The organism is Acidobacteriota bacterium, assembly GCA_016716905.1.
Taxonomy (GTDB): domain Bacteria; phylum Acidobacteriota; class Vicinamibacteria; order Vicinamibacterales; family SCN-69-37; genus SYFT01.
This window is the reverse complement of the sequence record JADJUS010000004.1, coordinates 1760879-1775292: the sequence shown is the minus strand read 5'-3', so window position 1 is coordinate 1775292 and position 14414 is coordinate 1760879. Positions and strand designations below refer to the sequence as shown.

Here is a 14414-nt window from a genome sequence, read left to right as displayed (position 1 = left end):
GACCTCAGAGGTCGTTTTGGCACTAACGAATCTTCAAATCGAGCTTCGCGGCCAGCTCCCGCAGCCACGTCACCAGTCGCTGCTGATTCTCGGGGCCCGTCAACATCAACTGCTTTTGCACAGGCCTCAGGGATCGTAGCGCGGCATCGGTGTGCTCGAAATAACCGGGCCGGCGCCACAACAGGGGCGGGTCTGTGGCGACAGGTGTGGCCACGACCACTTCGATCGCGCGCGTGATCGCCTCGTCGAAATTGCCTCCGGGGTGGCCCAGGTCGGCATAGGCCGCATCAAACAGATCCTTCACGTTCACGTAGAGTTGCGCGGCATCAGACGGGCTCACGGAGACGAGCGCGTTTGTCGGGCCGCTCCAGCGCGGATAGCTGGCGCTGTCGAGCCGGCCCTGTGGGTCGCCCACGATGGTGAGGCGGGTGGTGGGGCGGAGCACGGCGAGCGGCACTACAGGCGTTTTGCCGTCGCCAATCTGCACCACGGCGAGCACTGCGGCGCGAATCAAGCCGTCGGTGGCCAGCAGCCGCGCCAGCATCGGATGTTTGGAGAGTGTGGCCACCGCCTCGCGAAAGATGGCATCCGATCCGTCGAGCGCCGGTAACTCCCAGGGCTGTCGCTGCGGACGGTTCGACTTCACGGCCCCTTCCGTGGCTTCAGTGGGTGGGGGCGGCACCTGCTCGGGCTGCGACCGCGTCATCCACCAGAAGCCCAGCCCACCGCCCGCGACGAGCGCGAGCGCCGCGACGCCGATCCATCGCGTGGGGGACCCGCCACCGGGCGGCACACGCGGCGGCACGGGCGGCTCCCAGGAGGGAGTGCGGGACAGTGGCAGGTCTTCGAAAGCCATGTCTCCCTATACTACGCCCGGCTCTCCTCCGTTGACGCCGGGCGGGCGACGGCAAACGCTCACTCCACTCGCGCCCAGGCCCAGTCCCAGCCCTCGAGGCCTTTGTCGTTGATGGCTTTGACGGCGATGCGCGTGCCTGTGGGCAGCGCCGGAAGAGTCGCGCGGGGTTCGGTCACGGTCACTCTGGTGCGCAGCGGGTCGCTCTCGGGCCCATACGCCACGATGTAACGCCGGACGCCCGTTTCGGGTGACGCGGTCCAGGTGAGTGACACGCCGCTCGCGGTCTTTGCGACCGCCAAACCCTTGAGTCGCGACGGGCTCGACGCCAAATACATCAGCGTGGCGGCCGTGACCTTCGCCGTCTCGGTGACCTGCGCCTGGTTAATTGTGTCCAGGTAATCCGTCGCCTGGTGGTAGTTGGGATTTGCGAGGATGGGGTATGACCCGATGCCTCCGACGATGTCGCCCCAGGCGTCGTAGAACGCCTGCGCGTCGGTGCCCCGGTAGTACTTCGTGTCGAACAACACGATGTCGGTGAACTGGATCGCCGCGCCGTGCTGGATGTCGCGAATGCCGGGGTTGGAGTAGCGAATGGTGTTGTTGAGCTGCGGTCCCTCGCCGGCCCAGCCGATCATGTCGTTGTTGAGCGCGCCCACCACGTTCCACTTGGCTTCCGCCGAGCGCCGCACAAACTCGCGGCTGCCGAGCAGGCCGGCTTCTTCACCGGTGAACGAGGCAAACACAATCGTCGCCGGCATCGGCGTGCGCGCGAGCATCCGCGCGGCTTCGAGCAGGGCTGTTGTCCCCGACGTGTCATCGTCAGCGCCTGGACCGATGGCGACCGAGTCGAAGTGGCTGCTGACCACATAGATCAGGTCTGGATCCACCGTGCCGCGCAGCGTCGCGAGGACGTTGGCGGTTTTGCCGCCGAGCGCGTTGGCCTGAGTGAAACTCTGCTGCTCGGGTGTGTAGCCGAACGACGCATACGCGCGCATCAGGTAGTCGATGGCCTTCGCGTTGCCAGGCTGCGAGATGTGTTTCGAGTCGAAGTCGTAGAGCGCCTTGGCGTGTTCGAAGACACGCGTCACTGAGCCTGCGCTCGTGACCGTGCGAACCGCGGCGGCGATTGGCGCGAAGGCCTTTGTGGTGCGGTCACGCAGTTCGGTCTCGTGTGCGAGGTTGGCCGTGAGTCGGGCGATGACTTCGTTGACGTTGATCGTGCGCGACAAGTCGCTCACGTAGATGCCGCGCTCCGGTGACACGGTGTCGCCATCACGATCGGCCACGATCAACACACGCGAACCATCGGCGGAAGGCAGCCATGAGTATTCGGGCACCACGGTGCGAATGGTGTTGTTGTGGAAGAGGCGGCGCCGTGTGCCGGTGGTCAGGTCATAGACCTGCGACCGGCGGTGGCGCGGTTCACCCATCATGCCAATGAGTGTGGTGTTTGTAAGGAAACGCGGCAGGATGTCGTGCTGGATGTCGCGCGTCACACGGGTGTGCGTGGTCCCTTCCGAAATGTAGAGTTCCCAGTCGGTGAACTGCATCAACTGATACGCCACACGGCGGCCGTCGGGCGAAAGTGACGGCGCCTCCAGCCGTTCGCGTCCCGTGCGGACCACGGTGACGTTGTCGGACAGGGTGGGCGACGTGTTGAGCGTGTAGGCATCGGCGGTGCGGTTAATCCAGGCGATGGTGCTGCCATCAGCAGACAACGTCGGCGCCGTCCCAGTGATGATGCGGGTGCTCTTCGTGGCGAGGTCCAGCACCGCGAACGACGCAGAAGCGCCGCCGGGGCCTCCGGCGCGGCCCGCACCACCGGCACGGCCCGCACCGCCGGCGCGACCCGCGCCCTGGCCGTCCTGTCCTGCCGGCGCAGCAGGGGCTGGGGCGGTTGGCGGTCTGCGGAACGGCGCGGCACCGCCCGTGTTGTAGAGGAGTGCGGCTCCCTTGGGATCAACAGCGAGCAGCGTCTTGAATCCCGCGTCCTCGGTCAGGCGCTGTGGCGCGGCGGCGTCGCTCACCAGATAGATGTCGGACCGGGACAGGTCGGCAACGTCCGCGCCGATGAAGAAGATCGAGCGGTTGTCTGCCGCAAACGCGGGAGAGGCCTTGGCAAGTCCCGCCGTGGCGATGACGCGCTCGGTGCCAGAGGCGAGCTCTCGAACCACGAGGTCGCCACTGGTCGCCAGCAACCATGCCGCCTGCAGCGTGGCCGCCTGTCGTTCAGGCGTATTGGGGCCGGGCGCGGCCAGCACCTGCTGGGCGGCCGTCCATTCGGCGTTCTGCGGCGGGCGAATCCACACCACATGTGTGCCGGCGGGGTTGACCGCCACGCCGACGCCTTGGAGCTCAGCCGCCGGGGCGGGTGCGGCGGCGCCATCGGGCACGCGCACGATTCGGGTGATGGGGGCGGTGGCGGGCCCCGTTTCAAAGATGGCGAGGCGCCCGTCGGCTGACAGGCGGGGCACCCGGCCGTCATTCGCGATGGTGACCGACGGGTAGTACTCACCGGTCAGGAGTGCCACCCGTTCCAGGTATTCGGCGGCGGCCGGTGAACGCATGATCGCCAACAGGTGGGGCAGCGCCAGGTGGTAGTCGCCGGCTTCCCAGTCGTTGACGGCCTGCCGCCAGCGGTCCGCCGGTGCGGTTGGACCAGACTGCGCGCGCGTCGCGACGAAGGTGGAAATGACAAGAAGGCCGGTGACGAGCGACGCGGCCAGAAATCGAGAGGGAATGCGAGACAGGTTCGCCATCCGCACATAATAGGCCGACACCCCACCGAAGTGCGACAATAGAGGCTATGACTCCGACTGTCCTCGAAGCGATCAACAAACAGATTTCAAACGAATTTTCTGCGTCGTTTTCTTACCTGGCCATGGCGGCCTGGTGTGAGCACCATCAGTTCACCGGCGCCGGACACTGGCTGCGGGTGCAGAGCCAGGAAGAGCATACCCACGCGATGAAGCTCTTCAACTTTGTTTTGGCGCGCAACTATCAGGCAAGCGTCACCGGAATCGAATCGCCCCGCGGCGAGTTCGGGTCCTTGCTCGACGTCTTTGAATCGGCCCAGAAGCAGGAACAGGCCGTGAGCCGCCAGATCGACGGGCTCTACGAGCTGGCGTTTACCGAGAAGGTCTTTGCCGCGATGGCCGAACTGCAGTGGTTTGTGACTGAGCAGGTCGAAGAGGAAAAAACCATCCGCGAAATTGTCGCCAAGCTGCGCATGGTGAAGGACGACCCTTCGTCGCTTCTCGATCTCGACCGGGAACTGGGCGCCCGCGCCGCCGAACCGACGCCGGCCGCATAGGACCCAGGACTCTGGACCCTGGACTCTGGACTCTAGCCGCGGAACGCGGCCAGCGCAGCTTCGATCGACGGGAACATCTCGAAGATGCCTTCGAGGCCGGCTACGGTCAGCAGGTCCGTGATGCGGGCCGTGGCGCCGGCCAGCACCAGACGCCCGCCCTGCCGTGACACCGTGACGTGGGCGGCGATGAGTTCGCCGAGCCGTGTGCTGTCGATGTACGGGACCTTTGACAGATCCAGGACCACCGTTGTGGCGCCGCTCGCCACGGCATCCGCGGTGGCTTTTTTCAGGGCGCCGGGCTCTTCGCCGACCGTGAGGCGGCCCACCAGCCGCAGGATGGCCACCTGGCCGTCGAGTGAGGTATGAATTTCCATAGCTGCAACGGCTATTGTAGCCGGGTCGGGTAAGATTATCCGCATGTCTTCCATTGCTTCGCTCAGTGCTGCCCGCCGTGTTCCACCCGCCATCAATGAACCGATCAGGTCCTACGCTCCTGGCTCTCCGGAGCGCGCCGAGCTCAAGGCTCGCCTGACCTCGATGTCGACCGAGCGGGTCGAAATCCCCCTGATCATCGGCGGCAAGGAAATCCGGACCGGTAAGACCGGCCAGTCGGTGATGCCCTTCAAACACGGCCACGTGTTGGCCGAGTACCACATGGCCTCGCCCGAGCATGTGCAGCAGGCCATTGCCGCGGCGCTCAAAGCGCGCCAGGAATGGGCGGCGTGGCCCTGGGAAGACCGCGCGGCGGTGATTCTCAAGGCCGCAGAACTGCTGGCCACCACATGGAAGGCCACGGTCAATTCGGCGACGATGCTGGGCCAGGCCAAGACGGCGTTTCAGTCGGAGATCGACGCCGCGTGTGAACTCATCGACTTCTGGCGCTTCAACGCGCAGTACGCGCAGGAAATCTACAGCGAGCAGCCCGCCAATGGCCCCGGCGTGTGGAACCAGCTGGAGTACCGCGCGCTCGAGGGCTTCATCTACGCGGTGTCGCCGTTCAACTTCACCGCGATCGGCGGCAACCTCTCCAGCGCACCAGCCTTGATGGGCAACACCGTGGTCTGGAAGCCCGCGTCGTCGGCGATGCTGAGCGCGTACTACGTGATGCGGATTTTCGAGGCGGCCGGCATGCCGCCAGGCGTGATTAACTTTGTGCCCGGCGGCGCAAGCGCGATCACCGATACCGTGCTGGCCTCGCCGGATCTGGCGGGCATTCATTTCACGGGCAGCACCGAGGTTTTCCAGAGCATGTGGAAGACGGTGGGCGGGAACATCGCCAACTACAAGACCTATCCGCGCCTGGTGGGTGAAACCGGCGGCAAGGACTTCATCATCGCGCACCCGTCGGCCGATCCGCAGGCGGTGGCTGTGGCCATTATCCGCGGCGGGTTTGAGTACTCGGGACAGAAGTGCTCGGCGGCCAGTCGCGTCTACATTCCGCAGTCGCTCTGGTCCGAAGTGCGCGACCGCACGATCAGCATGATGAAGCAGATCAAGATGGGCGACCCGCGCGATTTCCGCAACTTCCTGAGCGCGGTGATCGATCGCAAGGCGTTCGACCGGATCAGCGGATACCTCGAGCACGCGAAGGGCACTGCGAAGGTGCTGCAGGGCGGCGGCTGCGACGCGTCAGAGGGCTACTACGTTGAGCCCACGCTGATTCAGACCGACGATCCGGCGTACCGCCTCCTGTGCGAGGAGATCTTCGGACCCGTTGTCACCGCGTACGTCTACCCGGACGCGAAGTGGCACGAGACAATGGACATTCTTGACAAGACGTCGCCGTACGCGTTGACGGGCGCGGTGTTTGCCACCGAGCGGTCGGCCGTGCGCGAAGCCACAAGCGCGCTGCGGAATGCCGCGGGCAACTTCTATATCAACGACAAGCCCACAGGCGCGGTGGTGGGGCAGCAGCCCTTCGGCGGCGCACGGGCCTCGGGCACCAACGACAAGGCCGGCTCACGGTCGAACCTGAATCGGTGGGTCAGCACCCGCACGATCAAAGAGACGTTCGTCTCGGCCACCGACCACAGCTACCCCTTCATGGGCGCTGAGTAGGACAGCAGTACTCGGGCTGTTCCTCAAGCCCGAGGCTTATGGGCGCTCGGCCCGATTCCATCGGGCCGTCAGCGCGCCAGCATCCGCCAGGTGGCGAAGAATGAGATCGGCGCGGCCGGGATCCGCCGTGTGCGCAAGCAGGCACGCGGCGGTTTCCACCGCGCGATACCACGCGCGCAGCCCTTCTCCCTGATACGCGGTCCAGTTCGCAAAGGTGTGGGCTGCGAGATATCGGCGCATCACCACGTCTTCCACCGCAGCCGACGGGCTGGGCGACAGCGCGTCCAATGCCTGTGCGCGCCACGCCTCAGGGACCGCAGCGATGGCATCGGCACAACACTGGGCCACGACCGCTGCGGACAGCCTCGCCGGGACGGGTGGATGCTCGCGCGCGCGGCGAAACGCGTCGCCGACGTGCTCCATCAGTGGTCGTGTCCCGACTTTCCACCCGCGCACGTCCTCAACAACCAGCGCGAGTTGCTCTAGCGGGCTGGGCGCATCGCTGATCAGCGCGACCGCCAGATCTTCAAACAGCCACCAGCTCTCCCAGTCCATCGCCAGTCGCGCATGCAACAGCGGCGGCAGTGCCGGGTCTGCCGTGAGGCCGACGTATTCGCCCGCGGCAGGGAAGGCGGGCGCGTCAACGGCAATCGCGATTGGTCCTGCAGGCGCGGCCAACAACTCCGCGGCGGTTGGGCAGTAGTGGGAAAGAGTCACGGACACGCCACGGGGATCGTGCACCGACTGTCGCGGAAACTGCCGGCATGCGAGCGGCAACGCCGCATGGCCCATCACACGCTGAATCCGGCAACCGCCCTCCGAAGTGCGGTCATGAAACACGCACTCACCGTGTGCGCTCTCCAGCAACGTCGGCTCATCCGGTTCTGGGCCCGCCGGCATCAGTCCGCCGGAGCGCAACCGCGTGAGCTCGACAGGTTCTACGGCAATCGGCCACCCCGACGAACAGCACCGCCCTCGATGCTTGCACCCGTACTCCGCGTGAAACGACAGGACCCTGGTACTCATCATTTTCCGAGCGACCCCGGGACCCCGGGACCCCAGGACCCCGACTGGCTACCTACCCTGCGTGACTGAGCGGAGAAGTGAGCGCAGTAGTTCAAGGCGCCATGCCCCGTTCTCCGGGTTGTGGTAATTAAACGGCCGCTCCTGGGGCAACAGCTGTGAGCGGTCCTTCGCCGGTTCGAACGATGTGCCTTCATGCCACTCGTTGAACGTGGTCAGGTAGGTCAGGAAGAACCGTCGTGCCGAATTGTTGCGACGCGGGTCGGCCTGCAACTGCATGGTGGTCTCGAGACTTTCAAGCACGCGCTGACGCGAGGCGGCTTCTGCTGTTGCACGCGAGGCAGCCGACAGCCAGTCGATGGGGCCCACCGGTGGCTCAAACGGCTGCGGAACGTCACACACCCCGGCAGGCGTGACCGGCACGTAGCCATCAAAGCCGCAGTTGATCGCAAACGAATACAGCAGGTTGTTGCCGCCGAAGTCAGTCGCCGCCTTCGGCCACGTCGTCGGGCGCACGAAGCTGTCGTAGATCGCGATGCCGTCAAATCCACCAGCCGCTGTACGCCCGAGATCAAGCGAGTCTGCCAACAGCACGATCCGATCGAACACGGGCCGCACATTTTCGCGCACTGCATCCGTCTGCCGCCGCCACACATCATCCGCCGTGTAGTCGGGCACGGTGCGCACCACGCCCAGGCAATCGACAGAAGTGGGGGGAACGATGGTGCGGAAGGTCTTGAGGACGGGCGTGGCCGGTCCGGTGCCGTGGTCGAGCAGCAGGAAACAATCCCACCGGCGTCGTTCGCCGTACTCGCGCAGCAAGTAGTTGATGTCGGAGGCGTAGAAGAGCGCGCGGTCCGGGCGATAGGGCTCGAGATGGAACGTGACGTGGATGTCGTGCGCGCGCATCACGTCCATGATCATGGGCGTTGCGCGGTTGGTGTTTGAATCCTGGCCCCACCAGCTGATGGCGATGGCGCCCACACCGGCTTCGGCCATCCACCGCGCATGTTGCTCCACCACGGCCATATCCATCGAGTGATACGGCCCCAGCGCCGGCATCATGGTGGAGGCGATGCCGTAGGGAGGTTGTGAACCTTTTTCAGACCAGTGGAAATACGGGTTGGTTTCGTACCAGGGGTAGTACTCGAACACGAAGTGCCGGCGCAGATTCGGGAACGTTGCGCGCAGGGCGGCCGCGGATTCAGACGCGCGTGCCCGCGCAAAGCCCTCGGGGATGATGCGTTCGCCGGTGCGGGGATCGAAGCGGGGGAGATCCTGCAGCGGTTGCCGCAAGGACTGTTCGACTGCGCCAAGCGCCGAACCTGCGGGGACTTTTCCCGACCTGAGTGCCGCTCGAACGGAGGAATCGCCGCGCCACTGCCTCGCGGGATCCGGAAATCCCGCATAGGCGTTGCCTCCGGTGGGTTGCTGGCCCTGGCCGAAGCGCGCAAGCGCCGCGCCGGGCACGGCAGCCAGGCCGGCCTTCAGCAGATCGCGGCGGGTAATGCGAGACACACGACGATTGTAGCCACTGTTGCCGGGTCTGAAGACCCGGCCTCCATCCGGATCGAGGCCGGACTTGTCCTGAACGAGGCCGGACTTGTCCTGAAGGAGGCCGGGTCTTTTAGAACCGGCAAGATGTCAGCGGGCGAGTTCCTGCGTAATCCACCAGTCGATGTGGCGTTCGAGCACGAACAGCGGCATCGAGCCCACCGAGAGCACCGCGTCGTGAAACCGGCGAATGTCGAAGCGTGCGCCGAGCCGGGAAGTGGCGCGCTCACGGAGGCGCACGAATGTCTGGCGTCCCATGCGGTACGCCAGCGCCTGTGCGGGTGACCGCGTAGAGTAGCGCACGGTCTCCGAGTCGATCTGCACGTCAGACTCCAGTGTGTGCTCGCGCATGTAGAGCATGGCCTTCGGGCGTGACCAGCCAAGGTAGTTCATGCCGGTGTCCACGACCAGTCGCACGTTGAAGAAGTTGTCGAACACCAGCCGGCCGTACAGATCGTAGGGGTCGGTGTACATCCCCATCTCGCGTGCGACGACCGACGATGAATATTCGCCCCAGCCTTCGGTGTAACCGGCCGACATGCTCGACCGCCTGAAGGCCGGCAGTTCGGCATTCTCGAGTTGAAGGTTGATTTGAAAGTGATGGCCGGGCACGAGTTCGTGGAAGATGAGCGCCGCGCCGGCGAGCAGGGATCGATCTTCGAGCGTGCTGCCATTGAAGTTGTAGAGCCCGCGCGGTTCCGTTCGTGTCGGTATGGAGTAGAAGCCGTACGTCTGTGAGGGTTCGAGCGTGGGATTCAGTCGCGTCACGCCGTAGATGGCCTCAGGCGACCGCGTGAAGAACTGGCTCACCTTAGGCTCGATGCGCCTGATGTGCGACATCAACACGGCGCCCACTTCGTCCGGCGTCTTGACGTAGAAGCGCTGGTCGCGGCGCAACTGGTCGTGGAACTCGGCCTTCGTGCCGGTGAACCCGATCTGGCGCCGCAAATCCGCCATCGCCTTTTCGGTCTCGGCGATGCCCTCCAGGCCGATGCGATGCACTTCTTCAGGTGTCACATCCAGCGTGGTCATCTGGCGGACGGCAATGCGGTAGGCATCCTTTCCCCCCGGGTACTGCCCCCAGCCCACCACGTTCGGCGCTTTGGGCGAGAGTGCGATCAGCATCTCTCTGAGCGCCCTGCCCGCAGGCGCAACACGAGTATCGATGGCAGCGGTCACGCTCGCCAAGAACGCTGCGGCTGCTGCAGGCGCAATCGCCTTGAGCCTGTCAGCGCTTATGGCAAACGGGCTGGACGATGATGGGGCGGCGAAGGGCTCGAGGTACGTGAGTGATCGATCGATTTGCTCATCGGGCAGGATGATGCCGCGCGTGGCGCGTTCCTGTTCCTTCGCCTGCGACGCCGCGATCGTCTCGACCAGCCGATCAAGACCGGCAAGATAGCTGGCGAGGTCTGTGTCATTCGCGAACGTTCGTTCGGGTGCACCCGTGAGGATCGACGTGAGCGGCGATCCCGTCGTGGGCATCACGGCGGAGTGGAACCAGAACTGCGGGGGCTGGTTCATGGTGACCCACGCGTTCCAGCGAAGGACTTCGCGTGACAGGTCTTCCTGGTGGGTCAGGCCCGCCAGGTCAATGGCGTCGAGCTGAGCCAGAAACGTCTTTGCCTCGGCCGCGGCGCGTTCCGACGCTGCCAGCGAGAGCGACGTGTCATCCGCCAGCGTCCGCGTGGCTGCCGACTGGCGCGCGTCAGCCTGGCGTTGTTCAAGCGCCTGGAGGACTGTGGCGAGTGCTTTGGACGACGGCGACTGTCTGGCGCCAAGGGCCGGCGCAAACGCCACCGCCGCCAGGACCAGGGCCGTGAGTGTCACGAGTGTCTGTCGATGAGATGCCATGACGTCTCCGGTGGAGGTGCGGATGCCGATGGAGTATACAAGGGCTGGAGATTCGAGAGGAATGCCCAGACCCGCGCGTCGCTTCGTTCTGTTGGCCATGGTGCTCACCAGTGTGGTGCTGGCACTGGCCGCTCTCGAGGTCGCGCTGCGCGTCGTCGAATGGCGGCGCGGGTCGGCGACGGCGATGCCACAGTTCGTGACCTGTGGTGACTGTCCAATGCTCTACCGCATGAACCCCGATCGACCCGACGTGAGCGCACAGGGCCTTCGCGGCGGCGAGTATGCGATTCCGAAACCGCCAGGCACCCTGCGCATCCTCATGCTCGGCGATTCGACGACCTATGGGTTCCGCGTTGACGCCGAGGCGACATTCGCGAAGCGACTGGAAGCCGCGCTCGACGGCACCGATGGCCGCGTCGAAGTGATCAATGCCGGTGTCAACGGATACACGCCGTACAACGAGTGGCAGTACTTCCTGTCCGAGGGCCGCGCCTTTGCCGCCGACATTGTCATCGTGACGTTCTGCATGAACGACGTCGCCGACCCCGAGCTGCATTGGAATTGGGATGCCGCTTCAAGGCCCGGGACGTATTCCACGAATCTGGCGCTCACCAACATCCCGGCTGACGCGATCCCGGACAAGACGTACAACCGTACCCACGCGCGGTCCCAGCTTGAGGCACGGCGGCGGCAGGCGCAATCACTGTGGCGCAAGTCGTTCCTGCACAACTTCATCGACACGCGCGTGAATCGGATCTGGCCACCGCGCGGGCCCATCGATGTCGTGGGCCGGTTCGTCCGGATTACCGGAGAGGACACGCTCAGCATCGAGCGCCTGCTCGACCCGGCGTCGGAACGGATGTTGTGGCTGAAGTCGATGTACGGCCAGATTGCGGAGGCCGTGCGCCGCGAGGGTGCAGCGCCGCTGGCCGTCATCCTCCCGCTGTCGTACCAGCTGGCCCCGGCCTACCCGTACCTGCCGCAGCAGGTGATCGCGGAGCAGTGCCGCGAGAATGGTCTGGCGTGCCTTGATGTGCTGCCCGAGTTTCGCCGCCACACCGGCCCCGACCTCTTCCTCGGCCGCCGTTCGGGCTTCGACGACATCACACATCTCTCAGAGGTCGGTCATCAGCTCGTGGCCGAACAACTCGCGCGCTTCCTCGTCGAGCAGGGAACTCTGCCCGCGCGGTAAGTTCCCCAGTTCCCCAGTTCCTAATTTCCTAATTCAAATTGGTGCCGGAGGAGGGAATCGAACCCACACTCGCCGTTAAGCGAACAAGATTTTGAGTCTCGCGCGTCTGCCAGTTTCGCCACTCCGGCAGGAGGGGAAAGAAGAGAGTATAACAGGGGATATGACCGGACTTCTTCTTCGCTGGATCGGCAATTCCCTGGCCATCCTCTTTGTCGCCTGGTTGTTCGACGACGTGAACGTCGCGACGACGCAGGACGCGTTCATCGCGGGCGCCGTGCTGGGCATCGTCAACACGATTGTGCGACCCATCCTTGTCATCCTGACCCTGCCGGTGACCATCCTCACCCTGGGCCTGTTCTACTTCGTGGTCTCCGGGTTCTGCCTGTGGCTCACGTCGTACTTTCTGGCGGGCTTCGAGGTCCGAGGCATCCTGACCACCATCGTCGCCGCCATCCTGATCAGCCTGGTGAGCGCGGTGATTACGAAGACACTGCAGGGCGACTCGCGAAAAGACAGCCGGCGATAGGACTTGGCACGGGCCAAAGCCCATCCCCTTCGAGCGATCTGCGGGTGTATGCTTGCGAAGATCGGGAGTGACTTGGAGGGATGCGATGACGGCTCGTAAATCGGCGTGGCGGCGATGGGTGGCAGTGGGCGTGTTGACGGCGGTGTGGGCCGGGGCGGCGACGCTGCCGTGGCCGACGCTCGGCGTCGATGTCTTTGCGCAGGGCAACCGCCGGGCGGTCATCCAGGAGAAAGACCTGCGCGACTGGCTCACGTATCTCTCATCGGACGAACTGCAGGGACGGCAGATCTTCACCGAAGGTTACGGCCTGGCGGCGCAGTTTGTGGCCGAGCGCTTGCGCGAAATGGGCGTGAAGCCCATGGGCGACAACGGCACGTACTTCCAGAACGTGCAGCAGAAGGGCTATCGCATCACCAACAACTCGTCGGTGACGGTTGAGGCGCCAGGAAAGGCGCCCGTCACCTTCAAACACGGAGAGGGCGTCACATTCCCGTCCAACACCGGCGGAAAACAGTCGCTGATTTTTGATGGCGTCGAGTTTGTGGGCTACGGCATCAGCATGGCCGAGCCCGCGCACGACGACTACAAGGGCCGCGACGCCAAGGGCAAGCTGGTGGTGTGGATGGGCAACGGCCCGGCCAACCTGACCGGCGCCGCCCGCGTGCTTGGAGCCCGCAGTCGCTACGCGATTGAGACGATGGGCGCCAAGGCGGCGCTCGGCTTTGCACCCACGGCCGCACCGATGACTCCGGCCGAAGTGGCCCTTGCCGAGGCCCAGGCGGCACTGCAGCAGGCCAACCTGGCCGTGACGCAGGCACAGGCGCAGTTGGCTGCGGCGCGCACCGGCCGCGGCGGCCGCGGCGTTCCCGCTGGTGGACGAGGAGGACGCGGTGGAGCGCCCGCCACGCCGGCCGACCTCACCACCGTCCAGCGCGTTGATGCACTGGTCACGCCGCAGATCACCGGCGACGACCGCCTGTTCGAAGCCATCTTTGCGTCGGCACCCACAAATTTCGCCGCGCTGAAGGCGGCGTCCGACAAAGGCGACATTCTGCCGACGTTTTCGGTGCCCGGCGTGAAGGTCACCGTCAACATGAACAACAACTACGAGGTCATTTCCACGCAGCTCACCAAAAACGTGGTGGGCTTGGTGGAGGGCTCCGACCCGGTGCTCAAGAAGACCTACGTCATGTTCGGCTCGCACCTGGATCACACCGGCTACCGCACGGCAGCGCCGGCCGCGGGTGGCCGTGGAGCCGCAGCCCCCGGCACCGTGCCCGACCTCATCAACAACGGGGCAGACGATGACGGGTCGGGATCGACGGGATTGATGGCCATCGCCAAGGCGTTTGCCACCGGGCCCAAGCCCAAGCGGTCTGCGATCTTCGTGTGGCATTCGGGCGAGGAATCGGGACTTCAGGGCTCGCGGTACATGGCCGACTTTCCGGTGGTGCCTATCGACACCATCCAGGCCCAGTTCAACATCGACATGATTGGCCGCAACCGCGACAACCTCCCCGGTGAGGCCAGCACGGTTTACGTCATCGGCGCCGACCGAATCTCCACTGAGCTGCACAACATGGTGGTGGACGCCAACCTCGGCACCCGCGAGCCGCTGCAGCTCAACTACGAATACAACGATCCGCGCGACCCCAACAGCTTCTACACGCGCTCGGATCACTACAGTTACGCGACCAAGGGCATTCCCATCGCGTTTTTCTTCACCGGCACACATCCCGACTATCACCAGGCGTCGGATTCAGTGGAGAAGATCCTCTTCCCGAAACTCCAGCGGATTACCCAGATGGTCTATGAGGCGGGGTTCAACGTGGCCAATCGGGAACAGCCGCTGGTGCGAGACAACCTCGGCGCCCGCACCGGAAAAGGGCACGTGGGAAAAATCGGGGGCAAATAGCGGGCCTCCGACCTGAGCGGGCAATGACTTGAGCCGAACGGGCTAAGTCATTGCCACGCAGCAATTTATCGTCGCCGCCGTTGCCGGAATGGGCCGTCTGAGGTATAATGACGGTTCATTCAG

Annotated in this window: 11 protein-coding genes and 1 tRNA gene; 5 read left to right on the top strand and 7 right to left on the bottom strand. The window is 64.8% G+C overall.

What is annotated here, in order from left to right:
* Positions 1-22 precede the first annotated feature (22 nt).
* Together IPL75_11930 and IPL75_11925 are read right to left on the bottom strand one after the other, a co-directional pair.
* Complete coding sequence (locus IPL75_11930; GenBank protein MBK9240945.1) at positions 23-856, bottom strand: DUF3014 domain-containing protein; 834 nt, start codon at positions 854-856, stop codon at positions 23-25.
* 59 nt (positions 857-915) lie between these two features.
* Positions 916-3615 (bottom strand): M20/M25/M40 family metallo-hydrolase, encoded by a 2700-nt coding sequence (locus tag IPL75_11925; GenBank protein ID MBK9240944.1) that lies wholly within the window; start codon positions 3613-3615, stop codon positions 916-918.
* 47 nt (positions 3616-3662) lie between these two features.
* Between IPL75_11925 and IPL75_11920 the strand changes: the two genes are divergently transcribed.
* A complete protein-coding gene (locus IPL75_11920) occupies positions 3663-4169 on the top strand; it encodes a ferritin (GenBank protein MBK9240943.1) in 507 nt (168 codons plus the stop codon).
* A 32-nt stretch (positions 4170-4201) separates the two neighbouring features.
* Here the strand turns inward: IPL75_11920 and IPL75_11915 are convergent, their stop codons facing one another.
* Positions 4202-4543, bottom strand: a complete 342-nt coding sequence (locus tag IPL75_11915; protein ID MBK9240942.1) for an STAS domain-containing protein — start codon at positions 4541-4543, stop codon at positions 4202-4204.
* A gap of 43 nt (positions 4544-4586) precedes the next feature.
* On the opposite strand from IPL75_11915, the gene pruA reads away from it, so the two are divergent.
* Positions 4587-6227, top strand: a complete 1641-nt coding sequence (gene pruA, locus IPL75_11910) for an L-glutamate gamma-semialdehyde dehydrogenase (protein MBK9240941.1) — start codon at positions 4587-4589, stop codon at positions 6225-6227.
* A 36-nt stretch (positions 6228-6263) separates the two neighbouring features.
* On the opposite strand, the gene IPL75_11905 is transcribed toward pruA, so the two are convergent.
* The 3 genes from IPL75_11905 to IPL75_11895 form a co-directional block, all read right to left on the bottom strand.
* Complete coding sequence (locus tag IPL75_11905) at positions 6264-7127, bottom strand: hypothetical protein (GenBank protein MBK9240940.1); 864 nt, start codon at positions 7125-7127, stop codon at positions 6264-6266.
* A gap of 174 nt (positions 7128-7301) precedes the next feature.
* Positions 7302-8768, bottom strand: coding sequence for a hypothetical protein (locus IPL75_11900; GenBank protein MBK9240939.1), 1467 nt, complete (start codon positions 8766-8768; stop codon positions 7302-7304).
* Between the two features lie 126 nt (positions 8769-8894).
* Positions 8895-10658 carry a DUF885 domain-containing protein gene (locus tag IPL75_11895; GenBank protein MBK9240938.1) on the bottom strand — a complete coding sequence of 588 codons (1764 nt, stop codon included), beginning with the start codon at positions 10656-10658 and terminating at the stop codon, positions 8895-8897.
* 61 nt (positions 10659-10719) lie between these two features.
* Between IPL75_11895 and IPL75_11890 the strand changes: the two genes are divergently transcribed.
* Positions 10720-11850: an SGNH/GDSL hydrolase family protein gene (locus IPL75_11890; protein ID MBK9240937.1), complete on the top strand. Its 1131-nt coding sequence runs from the start codon at positions 10720-10722 to the stop codon at positions 11848-11850.
* A gap of 39 nt (positions 11851-11889) precedes the next feature.
* Here the strand turns inward: IPL75_11890 and IPL75_11885 are convergent.
* Positions 11890-11978 (bottom strand) — tRNA-Leu (locus IPL75_11885).
* A gap of 32 nt (positions 11979-12010) precedes the next feature.
* Between IPL75_11885 and IPL75_11880 the strand changes: the two genes are divergently transcribed.
* Both IPL75_11880 and IPL75_11875 read left to right on the top strand, forming a co-directional pair.
* Positions 12011-12376: a phage holin family protein gene (locus tag IPL75_11880; protein ID MBK9240936.1), complete on the top strand. Its 366-nt coding sequence runs from the start codon at positions 12011-12013 to the stop codon at positions 12374-12376.
* Between the two features lie 85 nt (positions 12377-12461).
* Entirely contained in the window at positions 12462-14291 is a 1830-nt protein-coding gene (locus IPL75_11875) for a M28 family peptidase (GenBank protein ID MBK9240935.1), read from the top strand.
* Positions 14292-14414: the final 123 nt, after the last annotated feature.